Origin of the sequence: Mesorhizobium sp. M1342 (genome assembly GCF_040317955.1) — a bacterium.
In the GTDB taxonomy this organism is placed as follows: Bacteria; Pseudomonadota; Alphaproteobacteria; order Rhizobiales; family Rhizobiaceae; genus Mesorhizobium.
On record NZ_JAMYLI010000002.1, the window covers coordinates 115,092 to 135,763 of the forward strand.

The 20,672-nt window shown below is 63.2% G+C and carries 22 protein-coding genes; 14 read left to right on the forward strand and 8 right to left on the reverse strand.

What is annotated here, in order from left to right; translation table 11 throughout:
* The 3 genes from NKH06_RS02205 (at position 1) to NKH06_RS02215 (ending at position 2,823) form a co-directional block, all read left to right on the forward strand.
* Positions 1–1,479, forward strand: coding sequence for an aldehyde dehydrogenase (locus tag NKH06_RS02205; protein WP_352442507.1), 1,479 nt, complete (start codon positions 1–3; stop codon positions 1,477–1,479).
* A 94-nt stretch (positions 1,480–1,573) separates the two neighbouring features.
* A complete protein-coding gene (locus tag NKH06_RS02210) occupies positions 1,574–2,353 on the forward strand; it encodes an SDR family NAD(P)-dependent oxidoreductase (protein WP_023809528.1) in 780 nt (259 codons plus the stop codon).
* A gap of 20 nt (positions 2,354–2,373) precedes the next feature.
* Positions 2,374–2,823: a VOC family protein gene (locus NKH06_RS02215; protein ID WP_023809527.1), complete on the forward strand. Its 450-nt coding sequence runs from the start codon at positions 2,374–2,376 to the stop codon at positions 2,821–2,823.
* A gap of 46 nt (positions 2,824–2,869) precedes the next feature.
* Here NKH06_RS02215 and NKH06_RS02220 read toward each other — a convergent pair whose 3' ends face one another.
* Together NKH06_RS02220 and NKH06_RS02225 are read right to left on the reverse strand one after the other, a co-directional pair.
* The gene (locus NKH06_RS02220; RefSeq protein ID WP_023809526.1) at positions 2,870–3,523 is read right to left on the reverse strand and encodes a GntR family transcriptional regulator; all 654 of its coding nucleotides are present in this window, start codon (positions 3,521–3,523) and stop codon (positions 2,870–2,872) included.
* 106 nt (positions 3,524–3,629) lie between these two features.
* Complete coding sequence (locus NKH06_RS02225) at positions 3,630–4,808, reverse strand: NAD(P)/FAD-dependent oxidoreductase (protein WP_352892072.1); 1,179 nt, start codon at positions 4,806–4,808, stop codon at positions 3,630–3,632.
* A 181-nt stretch (positions 4,809–4,989) separates the two neighbouring features.
* Here NKH06_RS02225 and NKH06_RS02230 point away from each other — a divergent pair, with 181 nt between their 5' ends.
* From NKH06_RS02230 to NKH06_RS02250, 5 genes are read left to right on the forward strand one after another with little or no spacing between them, the layout of a single operon-like run.
* Positions 4,990–6,192, forward strand: coding sequence for a pyridoxal phosphate-dependent aminotransferase (locus tag NKH06_RS02230; protein ID WP_352892075.1), 1,203 nt, complete (start codon positions 4,990–4,992; stop codon positions 6,190–6,192).
* A 7-nt stretch (positions 6,193–6,199) separates the two neighbouring features.
* On the forward strand, positions 6,200–6,649 hold the full coding sequence (locus NKH06_RS02235; protein ID WP_352892077.1) for an acetyl-CoA carboxylase biotin carboxyl carrier protein: 450 nt from the start codon (positions 6,200–6,202) through the stop codon (positions 6,647–6,649).
* Positions 6,650–6,654: 5 nt separating this feature from the next.
* Entirely contained in the window at positions 6,655–8,028 is a 1,374-nt protein-coding gene (accC, locus tag NKH06_RS02240) for an acetyl-CoA carboxylase biotin carboxylase subunit (protein WP_352892078.1), read from the forward strand.
* Positions 8,018–8,407 (forward strand): biotin attachment protein, encoded by a 390-nt coding sequence (locus NKH06_RS02245; protein WP_352892080.1) that lies wholly within the window; start codon positions 8,018–8,020, stop codon positions 8,405–8,407. Before accC ends, NKH06_RS02245 begins: the two co-directional genes overlap by 11 nt.
* A 38-nt stretch (positions 8,408–8,445) precedes the next feature.
* Positions 8,446–9,219, forward strand: coding sequence for a LamB/YcsF family protein (locus NKH06_RS02250; RefSeq protein ID WP_352892181.1), 774 nt, complete (start codon positions 8,446–8,448; stop codon positions 9,217–9,219).
* 17 nt (positions 9,220–9,236) lie between these two features.
* Here NKH06_RS02250 and NKH06_RS02255 read toward each other — a convergent pair whose 3' ends face one another.
* From NKH06_RS02255 to NKH06_RS02280, 6 genes are read right to left on the reverse strand one after another with little or no spacing between them, the layout of a single operon-like run.
* Positions 9,237–10,262 carry a proline racemase family protein gene (locus NKH06_RS02255; protein ID WP_023809519.1) on the reverse strand — a complete coding sequence of 342 codons (1,026 nt, stop codon included), beginning with the start codon at positions 10,260–10,262 and terminating at the stop codon, positions 9,237–9,239.
* 42 nt (positions 10,263–10,304) lie between these two features.
* Positions 10,305–11,336 (reverse strand): Ldh family oxidoreductase, encoded by a 1,032-nt coding sequence (locus NKH06_RS02260; RefSeq protein ID WP_023809518.1) that lies wholly within the window; start codon positions 11,334–11,336, stop codon positions 10,305–10,307.
* 38 nt (positions 11,337–11,374) lie between these two features.
* Positions 11,375–12,538: an epoxide hydrolase family protein gene (locus NKH06_RS02265; RefSeq protein ID WP_128303869.1), complete on the reverse strand. Its 1,164-nt coding sequence runs from the start codon at positions 12,536–12,538 to the stop codon at positions 11,375–11,377.
* Positions 12,535–13,515: a 5-oxoprolinase subunit C family protein gene (locus NKH06_RS02270; RefSeq protein WP_023809516.1), complete on the reverse strand. Its 981-nt coding sequence runs from the start codon at positions 13,513–13,515 to the stop codon at positions 12,535–12,537. Before NKH06_RS02270 ends, NKH06_RS02265 begins: the two co-directional genes overlap by 4 nt.
* Positions 13,512–14,174 carry a 5-oxoprolinase subunit PxpB gene (pxpB, locus tag NKH06_RS02275; protein WP_352892083.1) on the reverse strand — a complete coding sequence of 221 codons (663 nt, stop codon included), beginning with the start codon at positions 14,172–14,174 and terminating at the stop codon, positions 13,512–13,514. The genes NKH06_RS02270 and pxpB overlap by 4 nt, the downstream gene beginning before the upstream one ends.
* A 6-nt stretch (positions 14,175–14,180) precedes the next feature.
* Complete coding sequence (locus NKH06_RS02280) at positions 14,181–14,957, reverse strand: SDR family NAD(P)-dependent oxidoreductase (protein ID WP_023809514.1); 777 nt, start codon at positions 14,955–14,957, stop codon at positions 14,181–14,183.
* 238 nt (positions 14,958–15,195) lie between these two features.
* Here NKH06_RS02280 and NKH06_RS02285 point away from each other — a divergent pair, with 238 nt between their 5' ends.
* The 6 genes from NKH06_RS02285 to NKH06_RS02310 all read left to right on the forward strand — a co-directional run bounded on the left by NKH06_RS02285 (position 15,196) and on the right by NKH06_RS02310 (position 20,581).
* A complete protein-coding gene (locus NKH06_RS02285) occupies positions 15,196–15,831 on the forward strand; it encodes an RraA family protein (RefSeq protein ID WP_023809512.1) in 636 nt (211 codons plus the stop codon).
* 147 nt (positions 15,832–15,978) lie between these two features.
* Positions 15,979–17,097: a branched-chain amino acid ABC transporter substrate-binding protein gene (locus NKH06_RS02290; protein WP_245273099.1), complete on the forward strand. Its 1,119-nt coding sequence runs from the start codon at positions 15,979–15,981 to the stop codon at positions 17,095–17,097.
* Positions 17,098–17,215: 118 nt separating this feature from the next.
* Positions 17,216–18,127, forward strand: a complete 912-nt coding sequence (locus NKH06_RS02295) for a branched-chain amino acid ABC transporter permease (protein WP_023809510.1) — start codon at positions 17,216–17,218, stop codon at positions 18,125–18,127.
* Positions 18,127–19,086, forward strand: a complete 960-nt coding sequence (locus tag NKH06_RS02300) for a branched-chain amino acid ABC transporter permease (RefSeq protein WP_245273097.1) — start codon at positions 18,127–18,129, stop codon at positions 19,084–19,086. The genes NKH06_RS02295 and NKH06_RS02300 overlap by 1 nt, the downstream gene beginning before the upstream one ends.
* 2 nt (positions 19,087–19,088) lie before the next feature.
* Positions 19,089–19,853: an ABC transporter ATP-binding protein gene (locus tag NKH06_RS02305; protein ID WP_352753467.1), complete on the forward strand. Its 765-nt coding sequence runs from the start codon at positions 19,089–19,091 to the stop codon at positions 19,851–19,853.
* On the forward strand, positions 19,853–20,581 hold the full coding sequence (locus NKH06_RS02310; protein WP_023809507.1) for an ABC transporter ATP-binding protein: 729 nt from the start codon (positions 19,853–19,855) through the stop codon (positions 20,579–20,581). Before NKH06_RS02305 ends, NKH06_RS02310 begins: the two co-directional genes overlap by 1 nt.
* Positions 20,582–20,672: the final 91 nt, after the last annotated feature.

Genomic DNA, 20,672 nt, shown 5'->3' on the forward strand with positions numbered 1-20,672 from the left:
ATGGCGCTGGTCAGTTTCCAGAACACGGTCGGCGGTCGGTTGCAATCGACAGCCGATACATTCGAGAGCCATGATCCGTTCACCGGCAGGCCCTGGGCGCTGATTCCGCGCGATGGACAGGCCGAGGTGGATGCCGCCGTAGCCTCCGCCAAGGCTGCTTTCCGGTCGAAGGAGTGGGCCGGGATCACGCCCACCGCGCGCGGCAAGCTGCTCGTGCGGCTGGCTGAGCTGATCGCGGAGAACGCGGATCGCATTGCCGCCATCGAGACGCGCGACAATGGCAAGCTGCTCACCGAAATGACGGCACAGCTGCGCTATATCCCGGAATGGTTCCGCTATTTCGGCGGTCTTGCCGACAAGATCGAAGGTGCGGTGCTGCCGATCGACAAGGCTGGCATGTTCGCGTTCACCCGCCACGAGCCGCTGGGTGTCATTGCAGCGATCGTGCCCTGGAATTCGCCGCTTTTACTCCTGACATGGAAGCTCGCGCCGCTGCTGGCGGCAGGCAACACTGTCGTCATCAAGCCGTCGGAACACGCCTCGGCCTCGACGCTGGAGTTCGTGAAACTGTTTGCGCGGGCAGGCTTCCCGCCCGGCGTGGTCAACACCGTTACCGGCATGCCGCTTGATGTCGGCGCGCCACTCGTCTCTCATCCCGACGTCGCCAAGATCGCCTTCACCGGTGGTGAGCCTGGCGGGATCGCGGTCTATCGAGCGGCTGCCGAACAGCTAAAAGTCGTCACGCTGGAGCTCGGCGGCAAATCGGCCAACATCGTCTTCGACGACGCCGATATCGAGGGCGCGGTCAACGGCGCGATCTCAGGCATCTTCGCCGCCAGTGGCCAGACCTGCATCGCGGGTTCGCGGCTGCTGGTGCATCGCAAAATCCACGACCGGTTCGTGGAGAGCGTCATAACGCTGGCGGCCAGCGCTCGACTGGGCAATCCGGCGCTGCAAGAGACGCAGGTCGGGCCGATCACCACGCAAGCCCAGCGCGAGAAGGTGCTGTCCTATCTCGGCATCGCGCGCCGCGAGGGTGCGCTTTGCGTGCTGGGCGGCGGCAAGCCGGCCTCGGGTGAATTGGCCGAGGGCTGGTTCGTCGAGCCCACCATCTTCACTGGCGTGAACAACACCATGCGGATCGCGCGCGAAGAGGTGTTCGGACCGATCCTTTCGGTCATTCCGTTCGACGACGAGGAAGAGGCTTTCGCCATTGCCAATGACAGCCCCTACGGGCTGGCGGCAGGAATATGGACCAGCGACATGGGCCGGGCGTTGCGCGGCGCGGCCGCAATGGAGGCGGGGATGGTCTGGATCAATTCATACCGTGCCGTCTCCTACATGGCGCCCTTCGGCGGCTACAAGAGGAGCGGTATCGGGCGCGAAAGCGGGCAGGATGCCATCAATTCCTATCTGCAGACCAAGACGGTGTGGATAGACACCGCCGGCAAGACCGCCAATCCCTTCGTTATCCGCTAGGCTAGGCTTCGGTGGGAGAATCCCCATCCGTAGCCAAGCTCGGCCCATACTCCTTGAGACGGTGGCCGACTTACAAATGATCGAAGGATTGGACATGAGACAGGCAGGCAAGGTGGCGGTTGTCACAGGCGCGGCGCGCGGCATCGGACGCGCTTGCGCGGAACGCTTTTTGGCCGAAGGCGCGAAGCTCGTGCTCGGCGACATCAATGCCGTGGAGCTAGAAAAATGTGCCGCTGAAATCGGCACCACCGACAGCGTCCTGGCGGTCGTTACGGATGTCAGCAAGAAGGAACAGATCGATGGGCTGATTGCAGCGGCGGTGGCGAAGTTCGGCCGTGTCGACATCATGGTCAACAATGCCGGCATCGCTCCGGTCCAGGACTTTCTCGACATCACAGAGGCGGACTACGACAGGGTTCTCGCCGTCAATCTGAAGGGCGCGTTCATGGGCACCCAGGCGGCCGCCCGCCAGATGATCGCGCAAGGTGGAGGCGGCGTCATCATCAACATGTCGTCGATCAATTCGGGCCTCGCCAACCCGCGTGTCGCCACCTACGCGATCTCCAAGGGCGGCATGAACCAGGTCACCAGCACCGCGGCCGTCGCCTTCGCTCCCCATGGCATCCGTGTGGTCGGTGTCGGCCCGGGCACCATCGCCACGGACATGGTCATGGACGGGACATTCATCGATTCGGAAGAAATGAGACGGGCGGTCCTTTCGCGTACACCGCTCGGGCGCCTCGGCACGGCAGCCGAGATCGCCTCGGTCGTGGCGTTCCTGGCCAGCGACGACGCTTCCTACATCACCGGCGAGACGATCTACCCCGACGGGGGGCGCCGCGTGCTGAACTATACGGTCCCGATCAAGGAGTGAGAAGAATGGGGAGTGACGACATGGGTAATTTCGAAAAGCTGCATCACATCTGCATCGTCGTGCACGATATCGACAAGGCGCAGGCCTACTACGACTCCATCGGCATCGGGCCATGGGAGCCCTATCCGCCGCTGGCTGAATACGAAGAACTGCAGGTCCCAAGCCCCGAGGGTTTCAAGGCGATGCAATATCGGATTTGCAACTTGCCGAACGTTCAGCTGCAGCTGTGCCAGCCGAACGGCGATCCTTCACCGCAGCGAATTCATCTCGACAGCAAGGGTGAAGGTGTCTTCCATATCGGCTTCGAGGTTCGTGATGCGGACGCAGCCGAAACCAAGGCGAAAACCGACGGACTTGCCGTGCTGATGCGCGGGCGCCGGGAAAACCGCACCGGCTTCACCTACTACGACACAGCCGACAAGGCAGGCGTGATCCTGCTGACCCGGGCGACCAATCTGCCCGGCAAATGATCTTCGCGCGAAGGATTGGGGCTGGACAAGGAGACGGGGCGACTGATCAGCTGCCCCGCAATTCCTCAAGCCGGTCGACCAGGAATTTGCCGCTGGTGATGATATGCATTTCCAAAAGGCCGACGGCGCGCAGCGTATCCTTGGCTTCGCACAGGTCGATGAGCTGCCAGTGGTCGCGGTCGGACTGGGCCTGGATCTCGGTGAGCGTCACCATCATGCGCGTGTAGCGTTCCAGCTGCTGGTAGATGCGCCCGACCAGTTCGATCGTCGCCTTGCGGCCGGACGGCGCGTAGAGCGCGGCGTGGAAGTTCCAGTTGAGCTGGTTCGAGTACTCGCCGGTCTTGCCCTGCTCCTGGTGCTGCTTTGCGCGCTCGCGGGCCAGCGCGAGGTCTGCCTCCGTCATCCTTGGAATGGCTAGGGCCAGCAGCCATGTTTCGATCCGGGCTCGCAATTCGTAGAGCTCGAGGATCTCGTCCAGGGAAATGGAGGTAACGACGGCGCCCTTGTGGGAAACCAGCGTGACGAAGCCTTCCGAATGAAGCTGATGCAGCGCCTCTCGCACCGGAATTCGGCTGACGCCGAACTCGGTGGCCAGATGTTCCTGCCGCAGTTGGAAATTGGCCTCGTATTCACCGATCAGTATCTTCTGCCTGATGGCATCGGCGACCTGGGTCGAGATGGTTTTCTTCTGTACGAGCATGAATCAGCCTGAGGCGACCGCCGTGTTTGTTGACTGGCGCCGTTTTGATTGAAGAAGTGGACGCATAGCACCGTTGTCACTGCGATGCCATGTCGCCCGTTTCGCTTCAGTAGACATGTTCCTCGATGGGCTGATTGCCAGCGATCCGTTCATAGCGGAAGGCCGACAGGTCGACAGAGCGGTACTCGCCATAGGCAATGAGGTCACTGACGCCTGACCCGGTTGCCGCCGCATGCATCATGCCGTGGCCACTGAAGCCGGTGGCCAGGACAAAGTTCGAGACCTCGGGATGCCGGCCGATGATGCCGCTGTGGTCGAAGGTGTTGTACTCGTAGAGGCCCGCCCAGGCGCGCAGCATGCGCAATTGTTCGAAGCCGGGCACACGATGGGCGAGCGCCGGCCAGATCAACTCGTCGAACAGGTCGTAATCCACATCCAGGCCAAAATCGTCCGGCTCGTTCTCGCGCACCGGCGGAATACCGCACAGGAAGAGCTGACCTTCCGGCCGCAGCCAGAAGCCGCTCGTGTCGAAGACGAAGGGGCAGTTTTCGATCCTTGCCGGCGTTTCGAAGACGAAGACGCAGCGCTTGCTCGGGACAACCGGCAGCTCGGCGCCGGCCATCCTGGCAATGCCCGCGCTCCATGGTCCGGCCGCGTTGATCACCGTGCCGGCGGTAAGCCGGTCGCCATTGTCGAGCACCACTTCGCCGACCTTTTGGGGAGACGCCATGGTCAATCCGGTCACCGTCGCGGCAAGATAGTTCACGCCCTGCGTGCGCGCCTTCCGACGGAAGGCCTGCATCAGGCCGGGGCCGTCGAACCAGCCTTCGCTGCCAAGGCCGAGCGAGCCAAGGGCGAGATCGTCCGTGTTGAGCCACGGGAAGCGTCGTGCCAGATCGACCTGCTCGATCAGTTCGGCGTCGACGCCCATGCCGCGCTGAACGCGATTCTTGGCACGCTGCGCGTCGGCCCGCTCGGGTGTCGCCAGCACGAGGTAGCCGGGCTCATGCAGGCCGATGTCGGCCAACTCGTCGCCGATGGCAAGCCGCGTCTTTACCTGGCGCAGGAAGTCGATGCTGAACTTCGACATGGCAATGTTGGGCGCCGTGCCGAACTGCTGGCGGATGGCGCTGGTCGACAAGGAAGACGAGGACGCCGTGTAGTACGGGTCCCGCTCGATCACCGCGATCCTGCCATCGAAATCCGGATTGGCTGACAGAAAGTAGGCGATCGAGCTGCCGACAACGCCACCGCCGACGATCACCACATCATAGTTTGTGCCCATACCAATCGCGTTCCCTATCTCGAATATCATCCGTGGCGACAAGGATTGGATACTTTCCCCTATCGGCCCACCACCAGAATGAGACATAACCCGGTCTTCTCTGCAGAAAAAGGGGTTTGACGCGAAAATCAGAATACATTATCCAATTTGTAGCAGATATCAGACATGCCGAGGATTTCCCGTGGGCCTGATCGCTCCCCGTCTCGACGTCATCAAGCCAAGCCCCAGCATGGCGGTCACCGCGCGGGCAATCGAAATGCGCTCGGCCGGCATCGACGTCATCAGCCTGAGCGCCGGCGAACCGGATTTTCCGACGCCTCCGCACATCGTCGAGGCAGCCTACGAGGCGATGCGCAGGGGTGAGACGCGCTATACGGCGGTCGACGGCACCGCCGCGCTGAAGAAGGCGGTGGCCGGAAAATTCAGGCGCGAGAACGGCCTCGATTACAAGCCTTCGCAAATCAGTGTCGCGGGCGGCGCCAAGCAGATCATCTACAACGCCCTGCTGGCAACGCTGGCCCCCAGCGACGAGGTGGTTGTCCCAGCGCCCTATTGGGTTTCCTACACCGACATCGTCCTGCTCGGCGAAGGCAGGCCCGTGGTCGTTCCCTGCCCGGAGGCGCAGGACTTCAAACTGACACCGCAAGCCCTGCGAGCCGCGATCACCGGGCGCACCAAATGGCTGCTGCTCAACACGCCTTCCAACCCGACAGGCGCCGTCTACAGCCGCGACGAACTTGCGGGGCTGGCGGGGGTGTTGCTCGATCACCCGCATGTGCACGTTCTGACCGACGACATCTACGAGCATATCCTGTTCGATGGACGTACGTTCCATACTATCGCCGGCGTCGAGCCGAGGCTGAAGGACCGTACGCTGACGGTCAACGGGGTGTCGAAGGCCTATGCCATGACCGGCTGGCGGATCGGCTATGCCGGCGGGCCGGAAGAGCTGATCCGCGCCATGGCGACCGTGCAGAGCCAAAGCACGTCGAACCCGTCATCCATCTCACAGGCCGCGACCATCGCCGCACTTGAAGGCACTCAGGACTTTCTTCGCCCGCGGGCGCTCGAATTCCAGGCCCGGCGCGACCGTGCGCTGGAGCTGCTGCGCAAGATTCCCGGCCTCACCTGCCAGACGCCCGAGGGCGCCTTCTATCTCTACCCCAATTGCTCGGCCCTGATCGGCCGTCGCCGCCCGGACGGCACTCCTATCGGCAGCGACGACGACTTCTCGCTTTACCTGCTCGATCAGGCACGGGTCGCGGTGGTGCAGGGCTCTGCCTACGGTCTGTCGCCGCATTTCCGCATTTCCATAGCCACGTCGATGGACCTGATCGAAAAAGCGATCGGGCGCATTGCCGAGGCCGTCGAAGCGCTGCGATAGGCCGGCGATGGATCTCGACTTCGTCCAGAAGCTGATCGAATTTGTCTCGCGTTCGCCCATTGCCGAGTTGGAGATCGAGCGCGATGGCGTTCGTATCCGCATATCCAGGCAGGCGGCGCCGGCGCAATCCGCGTCGCAGCCTTCGCCGCAGTCGGGGTCAGCCGCCGGCCCTGCCGTCTTCACAAATCCGGCTTCGACAGCTCCGCCCATCGCGCGGCATTCGATCCGCGCGCCGCTGACCGGCGTGTTCTACCGTTCCGGCACCGAAGGCGAACCGCCGCTCGCTTCGGTTGGCGATGTGGTCGTGGAAGGGCAGAAGGTCGGTGTCATCGAAGCCATGAAGACGTTCAACGTCGTGGAATCCGATCGCGCTGGGCGGATCGTCCAGATCGCGTTCGACGACCATGCCGCCGTGCGGTCCGGCGATGTGCTGTTCGTTCTCGAAGATTTGGGCTAGCGGCGATGTTCGACACCGTCCTTATCGCCAACCGCGGTGAAATCGCGCTGCGCATCCTGCGCGCCTGCCGTGATCTCGGATTGAAGACGGTGGCAGCGCACTCGGAAGCCGACGCGAGCCTTCGCCATGTCGCGCTGGCGGACAGGGCGATCTGCATCGGGCCGGCTGCCGCGACGGAGAGCTATCTCAATATCCCCGAGATCATCGCGGCCGCGCAACTCACCGGCGCGGGCGCGATCCATCCGGGCTATGGTTTCCTCTCGGAAAACGCCGCCTTCGCCGAGGCCGTCGAAAATGCCGGCCTCGCCTTCATCGGGCCGTCGGCCGCGGCGATCCGCACCATGGGCGACAAGGTCTCCGCCAAGCGCACGATGATCGCTGCCGGCGTTCCCTGCGTTGCAGGGTCGGAGGGGGCGCTGCCGCAGGACGAGCAGGCAGTGCGCGCCATTGCCGAGGCCATCGGCTATCCGGTCATCGTCAAGGCGGCGGGCGGCGGCGGCGGGCGCGGCATGCGCATCGTGCGCCAGCAGCACGCCCTGAGGGAAGCCGTTTCAATGGCGGTGAAAGAGGCGGACCGGGCCTTCGGCAACCCGCAAGTCTATCTGGAGAAATTCCTCGAGCACCCGCGCCATATCGAGATCCAGATTCTGGCGGACAAGCATGGCAAGGCGGTGTGGTTAGGCGAGCGGGATTGCTCCATGCAGCGCCGCCACCAGAAGATCATCGAGGAGGCGCCGGCGCCGGGGATCGCCCGCGAGGCGATTGCCGAAATCGGCGAGCTGTGTGCCCGCGCATGCCTGACCATCGGCTATACCGGCGCGGGCACGTTCGAGTTCCTCTACGAGGACGGGCGCTTCTCTTTCATCGAGATGAACACCCGCGTGCAGGTGGAGCATCCCGTCACCGAACTCGTCACCGGCGTCGATATCGTGCGCGAGCAGATCCGCATCGCCCGGGGCGAACCCCTGTCGTTCAGCCAGCAAGACATCCGCATCCAGGGCCACGCTGTCGAATGCCGCATCAACGCTGAAGATCCATATAGCTTTCGCCCGCATCCGGGCCGGGTCGAGCGCTGGACGCCGCCCGGCGGCCCGGGAATCCGCGTCGAATCGCATCTCTACTCCGGCTACACCGTGCCGCCGCACTACGATTCCCTGGTGGCGAAGCTGCTGGCGCATGGCGCGACGCGGGCCGAGGCGATCCGGCGCATGAGCGGCGCGCTGGGCGAGATGGAGGCTGTCGGCATCGCCACCAACTCGCCGCTCCACGCCCTCCTGATGGAGGAGCCCGGCTTCGCTGCCGGCGGCTTCGATATCCATCATCTTGAACGTCTCATTGAAGGCGGTCTGCTCCAGGGACGAGGCGCCGATGACGATTGAGGAGATCGAAAGGCTGGCCGCCTGGTGCGCAAGCGCCGGCATGGGCGAGATAGAACTGTCGGAGGCCGGCTTTTCGTTGCGCCTGCACATGCAATCCGTTGTTGCCTCGACACCCCCGGCCGAAGCCCCGAAGGCCGAAACGGTCTTTAAGGGCGTGCGCGCGCCCGGCGTCGGCGTGTTCCGTCTCGATCATCCAACGACCGGTCGGCCGGTTGCCGGACCTGGCCAGACGGTCCGCAAGGGCGAGACGGTCGGCGTCCTGCAGGTCGGCCCATGCCTGAAGGCAATCGTTGCGCCGGCAGACGGTGTGCTGGGTGTGGCACTGGCCGAGGATGGGGCAGTCGTCGGTTACGGCACGCCACTCTACGAAATGGTGTGAAGGCAAAGGCGATGGTTCGAACCACTGAGGAAAGCGCCATGGCGGCCAAAGGATTGCAGGTCGATATCAATTCCGACATGGGCGAGGGTTTTGGAGCCTACAGGCTCGGCGACGATGCGGCGATCCTCGACATCGTCAGTTCCGCCAATGTGGCCTGCGGCTTTCATGCCGGCGACCCCGAGATCATGGCGGCCACGTTCTCGATGGCGCGCGACAAGGGCGTTGCCGTTGGCGCGCATCCGAGCTTCGCCGATCTGTGGGGGTTCGGACGCCGCATCATTCCGCATTCCATGGATGAGATCGAAAGGCTGGTCGCCTACCAGATCGGCGCGGCGCAGGCGCTTTCCGCCTATGCCGGCCACCCGATCCGCTATGTGAAGGCGCATGGCGCGCTGGGCAATCTTACCCAGACCGATCGTGGCGTCGCCGAAGCGGTGACGCGCGCGGTCAAGGCCGTCGATCCCGGCCTGATCTGCCTGGCCATTGCGCTCGGCTTCCAGGACAGGATCGCCCGCGACGCGGGCCTGACGGTCAGGTCCGAAATCTTTGCCGACCGCGCCTATACTGAGGAAGGCTTTCTTGTCTCGCGCAAGCTGGAAGGCGCTGTCATCCATGACACCGAGAAGGCGGCGGAACGGGTCGTGCGGATGGTCAAGCAAGGCGCCATCGAGACGCTTTCCGGGCAGATGCTGCGGACGCCGATCGATTCGATCTGCGTCCACAGCGACACGCCGGCGGCCGTCGCCATCGCCGCGCGCGTCCGGCGACGGCTGGAGGCGAGCGGCGTCAGGGTCAGAGCGTTCGCGGCCTGAGCACGGTCGCGTCCGTTTCAGAACCAGACATCGCTGAGGCGATGTCCGCGCGGATAAGGGTCCGTCGGGTCGAGGCCATATTGGCCGATGCTGGTGATCCAGGCCTGTCCGGCGATGGTGACCACGACAGCGTCGCGATCGCCGACGCGCGCATTGGCGATCACCCGGGAATCGAAATGGGTCCCGATGATCGACTTGTTGCGGAACAGCTCTCCCTTGGCGATCTGCCCCTTTGCCGACATCACCGCCAGCCGCCCGGTGGTGCCGGTGCCGGTCGGCGAGCGGTCGAGCCTGCCATGCAGACACACCGTGCCGTTGACGCTTTCCACGCGACCGTCGACGCGCTTGATCGGGCCTTCGAAAATCACGTTGGACACGTCGCGGATCTTAGCGTTCTCCGGATGCACGACAACGAGCTGTTCGTTGGCCGCCTTCTTGATACGTTGGCCCATCAGCGACATCTGGTGTGCCTCGTCGGGTGTTATGGAAAAGCCCAGTGCGCGCGCGTTCACATGGGCGAAAGTCATGCCGCCATAGGAGGTGTCGACGGTGATCGTGCCGAGCCCCTCGACTTCGACAGGTGTGTCGAGGTGGAACGCGAAAGCCGGCACATTGGTGAACTCCACCTGCTTCACCTTGCCGTTCTCGCAGAGGCAGCGCACCTCGATCATGCCGGCCGGCGCCTCCATGCGCAGCCGCGTCTCGGGTTCCTTCATCGGCACCATGCCCGTTTCCAGCGCCACGGTGGCGACGCAGATGGTGTTGGAGCCCGACATGGGCGGGTATTCGGTGCTTTCAATTATGACGTAACCGAGATCCGCCGAGGGATCGCAAGGCGGCAGGATGATGTTGCCGTTGACGTAGGGCGCACCGCGCGGCTCGAACAAGAGCAGCCCACGAATGTCGTCCATATGCGCTTCGAGATACTCCTTCTTTTCGAACATGGTCTTGCCCGGAACGTCCTTGACGCCTCCGGTGATCACATTGCCGACTTCGCCCTCGGCATGGCAGCCGACGACCGTGAATGTTTTCGTCCAGCGCATTTTTCTCCTCCAGTGATTGATCTTGGCCCTGGCGATACCGATTCAGACCGTGTCGAGCCCCCGTTCGAGAAAACGATCGAGTTGTTCCATTTCCTGGTGCGAGAGGACGATACCGTCGCGCTCCGACGTCTCGCGGGCTAGGAACCGCCTTTGCGAGGGTAGGCGCGCACCTTGGCCCAAGATCGCCTCGAACAGCGCTTCAGCACGGCCCAGCGGATTGCCGGGCCGGCCGGCGGCGAAGGCTTTCGGCGAGAAAGCGATGACCAACTCTCCGTGCGACGGATAAAGCGTCGTGGTGCCAAGCAGCTCGAGCGCCCCGGGGCTGGTCAGGTCGCCGATCATGATCCCGGCGAGCAGTTCGATCATCGTCGCGATGGCGGAGCCTTTGTGCCCGCCGAAGGGAAGCATGGCGCCCGCCAGGGCAGCTTCGGGATCGGTCGTTGGCCTGCCGTCCGAATCCATGGCCCAGCCTTCCGGCAGCTTCTTGCCTGCCCGGCGGTGGAGCTCGATCTCGCCGCGCGCGGCAACCGAGGTCGCGAAGTCGAAAACGTAGGGAGGCTGCTCTTTACGCGGCCAGCCAAAGGCAAAAGGATTGGTGCCCAGCAACGGTCCGTTGCCACCGGTCGGAGCGACGGTGGCATAGCTCGGGCACATGGCCAGGCCGGCAAGGCCTGCCTGGGTCAAGGCTTCGACTTCCACCCAAAGGGCGGAAAAATGCACGGCATCGTTGATCGCTAGCGCGGCGATGCCGCAGGAGCGTGCCCGCTCGACCAGCACCGGCAGGCCCAGTTCGAAGGCCGGGTTGGCGAAGCCGTGCTTCGCATCCACTTTCACAATGGCGGGAGCGTCTTGCGGCAACAGTTCGGGCACCGCGTCTGGGTTTACCTTCCCTGCCTTGATCGTTCGCAGCGCGCCTTCGATCCGGTAGATACCATGCGATTTGCAGGCATCGCGCTCCGCCGCGACGATGACCCGTGTGATGGCGCTGGCCTGGATGGGGTTCAGTCCGGCCTTGCGGAAAATTGCATCGACGCGCTTATGCAAGGCATCGATGGTGAGGGCGGTATTGTTCATTTCTGGCCTTCGGGTTTGGCTGCGCGCAAACGCTGCCTTTAAAAATCCAGACCGCCGGCAAAGGCTCTTATATCCTGTGCAAGCAAAGCGGGCTGCTCGAGGGCTGCGAAATGACCACCGCGCGGCATCGCTGTCCACTGGCGGATGTCCTTGAAGACGCGCTCGACCCAACTCCTGGGCGGCATCGGCAGCTCTTTGGGGAACAAAGCCACTGCAAGCGGGACGTTGATCGCTGTGCCGGACGCGAATGCAAGCGGACGGGCGCGCGTTTCCCAATAGAGTCGCATCGACGAAGCGACGGTCCGGGTGAACCAGTAAAGCGAGATGTTGGCGAGCATGTCGTCGCGCGAAAATGCGGCGTTGGCCAGATCGCCATCGCAATCGCTCCAGTCGCGGAACTTCTCGATCATCCACGCTGCCAGTCCGACCGGCGAATCCGTCAGCCCATAGGCAAGCGTTTGCGGGCGCGTCGCTTGAATATGAGCATAGGCGCCATGAATATCCGCCCATTCGGCTTTCCGTTCCAGGAAGGCGCGTTCTTCCAAGCTTAGGTCGCCATCCGGGCCTGGATCGTGAGGAGGTGAGTATGAGCCGGGGATGAAGTTCAGATGCACCCCGGCGAGACTGTCTGGATGCGCGTGCGCCAGGCAGGTCGACACGCCGGCGCCCAGATCGCCACCTTGCGCGAGATATCGTTTGTAGCCGAGACGGCTCATCAACTCGGCCCAAAGGTCGGCGACGGTGAACAGGTTGAGACCAGGCCTGGTCGGTCGGCTTGAAAAGCCATAGCCGGGAATCGAGGGGACCACGACGTTGAAGGCGTCCTCCTGTCTTCCGCCATGCGAAAGCGGGTCGGTCAGAAGCGGGATCAACTCATGAAATTCGAAGACGCTGCCTGGCCAGCCATGGGTGAGTATGACCGTTCTGCCGGTTGCGACAGCGGCGCGCGCATGGATGAAATGGAGGGTTTCGCCGCCGATATCCGTCTGGTAGTGCGGATGGATGTTCCAGGCGGCTTCCTGCTTGCGCCAATCGAAGCCAGTGCGCCAGTGTTGCATTAGTCGGCGCAGTTGCTCGTGCTCCGTTCCCTGCGTCCAGCCTATTGCCTGCAACTGGTCCGGCTCGCGCCAGATCGAGATGCGCTTCTTCAAATCGTCGATTTCAGACTGGGCAATCTCGATGGTGAAGGGGCGAATTTTCATGGAGCCCTCTGCTCGCCGGCCATAAGGTTTCGGGCGGCGATAAAGTCGTGACTTTGCTGCCGGTTCGCGCGAAGCGCTTCTGTCGACGCTTCGATCGAGACCGGCAAGAAACGTAGGCGAGCGCCGACCGGCGCTTGCGCCAGCCGCCAGAAATCGGCTTCGATCACCGTGGCGATCTTCGGATAGCCGCCGCAGGTGTTGGCATCGGCAAGTTGGATGATCGGCTGGCCGGACGGCGGCACTTGAACAGTTCCCGGCACGATGCCGTGGGACAGCAATTCCAGCGGCGAGAGGAGGGAAAGCGTCGCCCCGGCAAGGCGATATCCCATACGGTTGGCGTCGTTGGTGATGCTCCATTCGCTGCCGGTGAAAGCCGCCTGGGCCTCCGGCCTGAAGGCGTCGAACTCGGCGGCCGGCAAAACCCGCAATTCGATTGCCGAGGCCAAGCCGTCCGCCGCGCCTCGCCGCTCTTCCAGCGCTGCGCCGATGCCGCCCGCGGGAAGGCGGCATTGCGCAGGGTTGAGCGCAAGCCGGTCACCGCGGGACAGACCGCGTCCGGCGAAACCGCCGAAACCGCCTTTCACATCCGTCGCGCGCGACCCCATGACGGACGGCAGATCGAGCCCGCCGGCAAAGGCGATGTAGGAACGAGCACCGATGCGCGGGGTTTCGAGGACTAGGGTCTCGCCGGCGCGGATCGTCATGGCCCACCAGGGTGGACAGGGCCGATCGCCGACGCTGACGGCGCAATCCGCGCCGGTGATGGCGACGGCGGTGTCGATATGCACGCGCAGCCGGAACGGATGAAGCGCGACCTCGATCCCGGCAGCCGAGGGGTCATTGCCCAGCATGAGATTGGCGATCGCCAGCGCCTGCCTGTCCATGGCGCCGCCATGGCTGACCCCCAGCGCCAGATGACCGGGCCGGCCGAGATCCTGGACCGTGTTCGGCAAGCCGGTGGTGAGGATCTCGATCATGCCTCGATCTCTGCGATTGCGAATCGGATTTTGTCTCCGGGCCTGAGCAGCACGGGCAATTCCGCTTCGGCCTTGAACAGCTTCACGTCGGTATGGCCGATTATGTGCCATCCGGAAGGCGCAGTCATCGGCATGATACCCGCCTGCGCGCCACCAATGATGACGGCGCCCTCAGTGACTTTGAGGCGAGGCGTGCTGCGCCTTGCCCAGGCAAACAGCGGGTCGAGACCGGACAGATAGGGAAAGCCCGGCATGGCGCCGATGGCGGCGACGGTGTAGGTGGCCGCCGCGTGGCGGCTGACGGTCTCGTCGACAGACATGCCGCAATGTGCGGCCCAGCCGGCGAGATCCTCGCCGCGCGCGCCGCCATAACTGACGGGAATGGTATGATGCGTGCCGGTCACCGCGTGGGCATCGGTGCAAGCCCAGAGCGACATCAGCTGACCCGTGACGCTGTGGGCGTCCGTAGCGAGTGGGTCAAACACCACCAGCAGGTTGTTCATGCCGGGAACGGCCTCGCGCACCCCCTCTAGGCGCAGCGCGGCATTCGCCACCGCCCAGACCAGTTCCTGGGTGGCATCGCTGAAAGCCCCCTGCACGCCATCGAGCAGCAGCGCGCCCGATCCCGCAAGACTGATGTGAGGCGTACCGACAACCATGGGCGGTCAGTCCTTCACCGGCACCGTATAGTTCAGGATCAGGCGACCGCCATCCGGATAGATGGTCTGGCCGACGATGTAGGAAGCGTCGTCGCTGGCCAGGAAGGATGCGACGCTGGCGATCTCCGAAGGTTCGCCACAGCGGCCGCTCGGCGTGCGCGACAGGATGGTCTGGCGCTGCGCTTCGCTGGCCATGACCGAACTCTTGACCATGTCGGTCAGGATGGTGCCGGGGCCGATGGCGTTGACGCGGATGTTATGCGGGATCAATCCGACGGCCATCACCGCCGTCAATTGCTTGATGCCACCCTTGGACACGGCATAGGCGACGGAATTGGGAATGGCCAGGATGGCGTTGATCGACGACATGTTGATGATCGAGCCGCCGCGTCCCTGCGCGATCATGGCCCTTGCCGCGGCCTGCCCGAGAAGGAAGGGCGCCTTGAGATTGACGCGCTGAACCAGGTCGAAGGCTTCCTCGGGGAAGTCGACGAAATCGTCCAGATGGATGATGCCGGCATTGTTGATGAGGACGTCGACACCGCCGAATCGCTCTGTGGCCTTGGCAACAACATCGGCTGCCATTTCCTGCGTGCATTCGGAGAGATCCGCCGATAGCCAGGCGGCACGCTCACCAAGACGTTCGGCATGCTCGCGCCCGCGATCGGCCTGCACGTCGACAAGCACAACCTTGGCGCCATCGGCATGAAAGCGCTCGGCGCAGGCAAGGCCCAGGCCTTGTGCCGCCCCGGTAACGATCACGACTTTTCCTGCATGCTTCACAGCCAATTCCCTTTTTACAATCATGGCGTTTATGGATATGTTATCCAATCTATCTTGAACTTTGCCGCCATTGCAAGCCCGGACGGGTGGGCCTTTGCGGTCATGTTTGCCCAAGTGGCGGCGTTTATGGGCTGCTTTGGCTTTTTTCTGCCGACCATTGCAAGCCGGTTGACTCCACTGAATTAATTGTGATTGGATACTATATTCATAAAAGTGCCGACGACGGGGAGTGCAGACGATGGCGGATGGATCACAGGAAAGCGAACTGATCGACGCGTTCCGCGCTCTGGCGACGCCGTTGATCAGCGACAATCTCGCCCGTGTCCCCGGGGCTGTCGGGTTGCGGCCATTTCACCGGGTGGGCGGCGTCATGGCGGGGAGGGCGCTGACGGTCAGGACCCGCCCCGGCGACAACCAGTTCATCCATCGTGCGCTCGATCTGTTGCAGCCCGGAGACGTCATCGTCGTCGATGGCGGCGGGTATGAAGGACGCGCGCTGGTCGGCGAGATCATGACAAGTGTCGCGGCGTCGCGCGGCGCCGCAGGCATTGTCATCGACGGCGCCATTCGCGATGCCGGTGCCATCGGCCGCAATCCGTTTCCATGCTTCGCACGGTCGGCCATCCATCTCGGACCTTACAAGGATGGTCCGGGAGCCATAAATGTTCCCGTCTGCATAGGCGGCATGGTCGTCGGTCCCGGCGACATCGTCGTGGGTGACGAGGATGGCGTCGTGGCATTTCCAATCGAAGATGCCGCCGCTTTGCTGGCCGCCGTCAGGGCGCAAGAAGCGCGTGAGGCCGAGATCATGCAGAGCATCCGGGAGAACCGCTACCAGGGAGCCTATGCCCGGGCTGCCGGCGGCAGTCACTGATCGGCGGATCAGAGCCTGCGGGTGACAAATCGCGTGGCCGGCTAGCGATCTTGCTCAACATAACCGCTCCGCAGCTAACCGAGGGGCGAAACAATGCATTTCGGGCACGCCGCCTGGATGCGCCAACAGGGGAAATGGAGAGAATTAATGGTTGTTTCCTTCAAGAGGCTTGCCAAGAGGCTTGCTTGTGCCACCGCCCTTGCCGGGCTGGCTATGACCACGATGGCCGCGGCTGCCGACATCAAGATCGGCATTGTGGCCCCCATGACTGGCCAACTGGCCAGTGAGGGGCAGGATATGGAGAACGCCGTGAAGATGGCGATCGATGCCGTCAACGCCAAAGGCGGCGTCAACGGCGACAAGATCATCACCACTACCGCCGACGACGCCTGCGATCCGCAGCAGGCGGTGACCGCAGGCAGCAAGCTTGTCTCGGAAGGCGTGACCGCCATCGTCGGCGGCTACTGCTCGGGCGCCGTCTTGCCGACATTGAAGATCTATGGTGACGCCGGCATTCCATTCGTCATCATCGGAGCGAACTCGACCAAGCTGGTCGCCGCCAATCAGGGCAATGCCTTCCTAGCCAATTCAACCGGTGACATGCAGGCGACGACAGCCGTCGAGCTCTTCAAGAAGAACGGCTACAAGAAGATCGCGGTCGTGGACGAAGGCGATGCCTATTCGTCCGACTTGGCCAAGCTGACCGCCGAAGCCTTCAAGAGCGCAGGCGGCGAAATTGCCGCCAAGGAGACCACCACGGCCGGCGAGCAGGACTATTCGGCGGTCGTCACCAAGATCAAATCGAGCGGCGCCGACGCTGTCTTCTGGACCGCATATCATGCCGGTGGCGCCCTGCTCACCAAGCAGCTCCGGCAGGCCGGGTTCCAGGGCGGCATTGTGCTGGGCGACGGCAACAATTCACCGGAATATCTGGAGATCGCCGGGTCGGCCGGTGAGGGCGTGTACCTGTTGTCTCCCCCGACTGTCGACCTCTTGTCCGGCGCCGCCGACTTCAAGGCCAAGTACAAGGAAACCTATGGCCGCGACGCCGGCGCCTATGCGGCGCTCTCCCACGATGTGGGCGACCTGATCGTCGATGCGATCACGCGGGCCAAGTCGGCGGATCAGAAAGCGATCATCGAGGCGCTCAAGGCGAGCGACTTCAAGGGCCTTGCTGGTGAAATCAAGTTCACCGACAAGAACACGCTCCAGACCTCGAATTTCCGCCCGGTGATCGCCAAGGGCGGCAAGTGGGTAGCCGAATAAAGGCCAACCGGATTGACGCCGAGGCAGGCCTTGTGGCGGCCTCGGCGTCACCGCCGATTGTCTGGTGTGCCGACGCTGCGCTCAGACAAGACTTTTTCAATTCTGCCCTGGAGCATCAATGACGCTCGACCTGCTTATTCAGCAACTGGTGAACGGTCTTATCGTCGGCTCGTTCTATGCCCTGATCGCGCTTGGCTACAGCATGGTCTTCGGCGTCATCAAGCTCCTGAATTTCGCCCATGGCGACATCTACATGAACGGCGCCTTCGTCGGCCTCATCGTGTTCTCCTTCGTCGGCATATGGGTCGGCAATGGCTGGCTGGGCGTGGTCTGCGCCCTGCTTGTGTCGATGCTGGCTGTCGGCTTGCTCGGCGTCATCATCGAACGCTTCGCCTACAGGCCGATGCGCAATGCGCCGCGCCTCTCCATCCTCATCACGGCGCTCGGCGCGTCGATGGTGCTGAACGGCACGGCACTCGCCCTGACAGGCGGGCGGCATTACGCCTTCAACACGGACCTCGGTTTTGCCGGCGTGGATATTTCCACCGTTCACATCACCTACACGCAGATGGTGCTGGTGGCCGCCTCCATCGCTCTTATGGCCGGCATGCAGGCCTTTGTCTCACGCACCATGTACGGCAAGGCGATGCGCGCCGTGTCCATCGACATGGGGGCGAGCCGCCTGATGGGCATCGATGTCGACCGGGTGATCGCCTTGACCTTCTTCATGGGCTCGGCGCTCGCTGCCGGCGGCGGGGTCATGGCCGGCGCCTATTATGGCAGTGTCCATTTCTTCATGGGCTTCATCATGGGGCTCAAGGCCTTCACCGCCGCGGTCATAGGTGGGATCGGCAGCGTGCCGGGCGCCATGCTCGGCGGATTGCTGCTCGGCCTGCTCGAAGCTTTCGGTTCGTCCTTGCCCTTCGTCGGCTCGGAGTGGCGTGACGTCTTCGTGTTCGGGACCCTGATCCTGTTCCTTGTGTTCAAGCCGACCGGCCTTCTTGGACGCTCTGTCGTGGAGCGGGTGTGATGACCGACGAAGTGAGAACCATGCCGACCGCCGGGCAACCGCAATTGATGCGCTGGTCCGTCGTGCTGCCCGGCCTGGCGGCGCTCACCTGCGCGCTGGTGTTGCCGCAATTCGCCAACGCCTATGTGACGGAGGTGGCAACCACGGCGCTGCTCTATGTCGTTCTGTGCCTCGGCCTCAACGTTGTCGTCGGCTATGCAGGCCTGCTCGATCTCGGCTACGCCGCCTTCTTCGCGGTCGGCGCCTACACATCAGGCATCCTGACCGCGGAATTCGGGTTCAATTTCTGGCTTACCATCCCGGTCGCCATGGTCGCCGCCTGCGTGGCCGGCATCATCATCGGGGCTCCGACATTGAGATTGCGCAGCGACTATCTGGCGATCGTGACGCTGGGCTTCGGCGAAATCGTGCGCATCATCGCCCGCAACCTCGACATCACCGGTGGCGCGAGCGGACTCATCGGCATCGAGCGCCCGGAGATATTCGGCTTCAGGCTGATGCAGGTGCAGCACTTCTACTATGCGTTCCTGGTGCTTGCGCTTCTCACCGCCTTCGTCTGTCTGAGCGTCGAGCGATCGCGAATGGGACGAGCCTGGTTCTACGTTCGCTACGATGAGGACGCCGCCGCTGGCATCGGCATCAACCGTGTCACGGCCAAGCTGCAAGCCTATATGATGGGCGCTGTGATCGCTTCCGTGGCCGGATGCCTCTACGCAGCCAAGATGACGGCCATCTCGCCGGAGAGTTTCACCTTCAACCAATCGCTGCTCATCCTTCTCGGCGTCGTCCTGGGCGGCATGGGCCGCATTCCCGGCGTCGTCCTTGGTGCTGTTCTCGTGGCCCTGCTTCCGGAGGTGCTGCGCGGCGCGGGAACCTATCGTCCCCTGGTGACCGCGGTTGCGCTGCTGGCAATCATGCTCTTCAGGCCGAACGGGCTGTGGCCGGACAAGCGAGTTTGACCATGGCGCTGCTGGAAGTCCGCGACCTGCGTCTCAGTTTCGGAGGACTGAAAGTCCTTCACGACATTTCGTTCTCGGTTGAGAAAGGCGCCATCAACAGCCTTATCGGGCCGAACGGGGCCGGCAAGACATCACTCTTCAATTGCCTGACCGGCTTCTACAAGCCGAAGGGCGGCTCGATCAGTCTGGGCGGCCGGCCAATCACCGGCTTGCCGCCGCATCGCATCACCGCGCTCGGCCTCGCCCGCACGTTCCAGAACATCCGGCTGTTCAAGGAAATGACCGTTCTGGAAAACGCCATGTCCGGCCAGCATTGCCGCAGCCGCCACGGCATCATGTCGGCGATCCTGCACTTGCCGGCACAGCGGCGCGAGGAGGAGACGATCCGCGCGGCTGGCATGCGCTGGCTCGATTTTGTCGGCATCGAGCAGCATGCGCATCGCCGTGCCGGTGGTCTTTCCTATGGCGATCAACGGCGGCTCGAACTCGCAAGAGCCCTGGCGTCGGCGCCCGAGCTCATCCTGCTGGACGAGCCCGCCGCCGGCCTGAACGAGCGCGAGAAGCTGGACCTTGCTCACCTGATCCGCCGCATCCGTGACGAAACCGGTGTCACCGTCCTGCTGATCGAGCACGATATGGGCCTGGTCATGCAGGTGTCGGAGAAGATCGTGGTGTTCGACTATGGGCAGAAGATCGCCGACGGACCGCCGGAGGCCGTGCGAAAAGACCCCAGGGTCATCGAAGCCTATCTCGGTACGGAGGACTGATGGACGCCGAAATCGTTCTTTCCGCGGACCGCATCGTCGCACGCTATGACGGCATCGAAGCCCTTCATGGTGTCAGCCTTTCGGTCAAGCGCGGCCAGATCGTCGCCCTGCTTGGCGCGAATGGTGCGGGCAAGAGCACCACCCTGCGCACGCTGTCCGGCCTTGTTGCCGCATCCTCCGGATGTGTCCGCTTCCTGGGCGAGGACATAACCAAAGTCCCTGCCCATCGCCTGCCGCATCGCGGGCTCGTCCACGTCCCGGAGGGAAGGCGTATTTTCGGCGACATGACGATCAGGGAGAACCTCGACCTGGGCTCGTTCACGCTTGCCGACGACGTCGAGCGCCGGCGGCGGCTGGATCATGTTTTTGAGCTCTTCCCCATCCTGGCGCGCAGACAGAATGGCGATGCAAGGAACCTCTCGGGAGGCGAGCAGCAGATGCTGGCGATCGGCAGAGCCCTCATGGCCGCGCCCAAGGTGCTGTTGCTCGATGAGCCTTCCATGGGTCTGGCGCCGCAACTGATCAAGGAAGTCATGAACATCGTGCAGCGCCTCAATCGTGAAGGCGTGACCATTCTGCTTGTGGAGCAGAATAGCAAAGTCGCCTTGAAATTCGCCGACTACGGCTACGTTCTCAAGGCCGGACGCGTTGTTCTTGAGGGACCAGGCAGCGATCTCGCGAGCAATGAAGCGGTTATCAGCGCCTATTTAGGTGGCGTCGCTGCTTAGCTGGCAAAGCTGCCAACGCCCGGATTTTACAGAATGAGGCCGCCGCTCCAGTCCATGATTTGCCCGCCTTGCAGGAGTGGGATCAGCCACA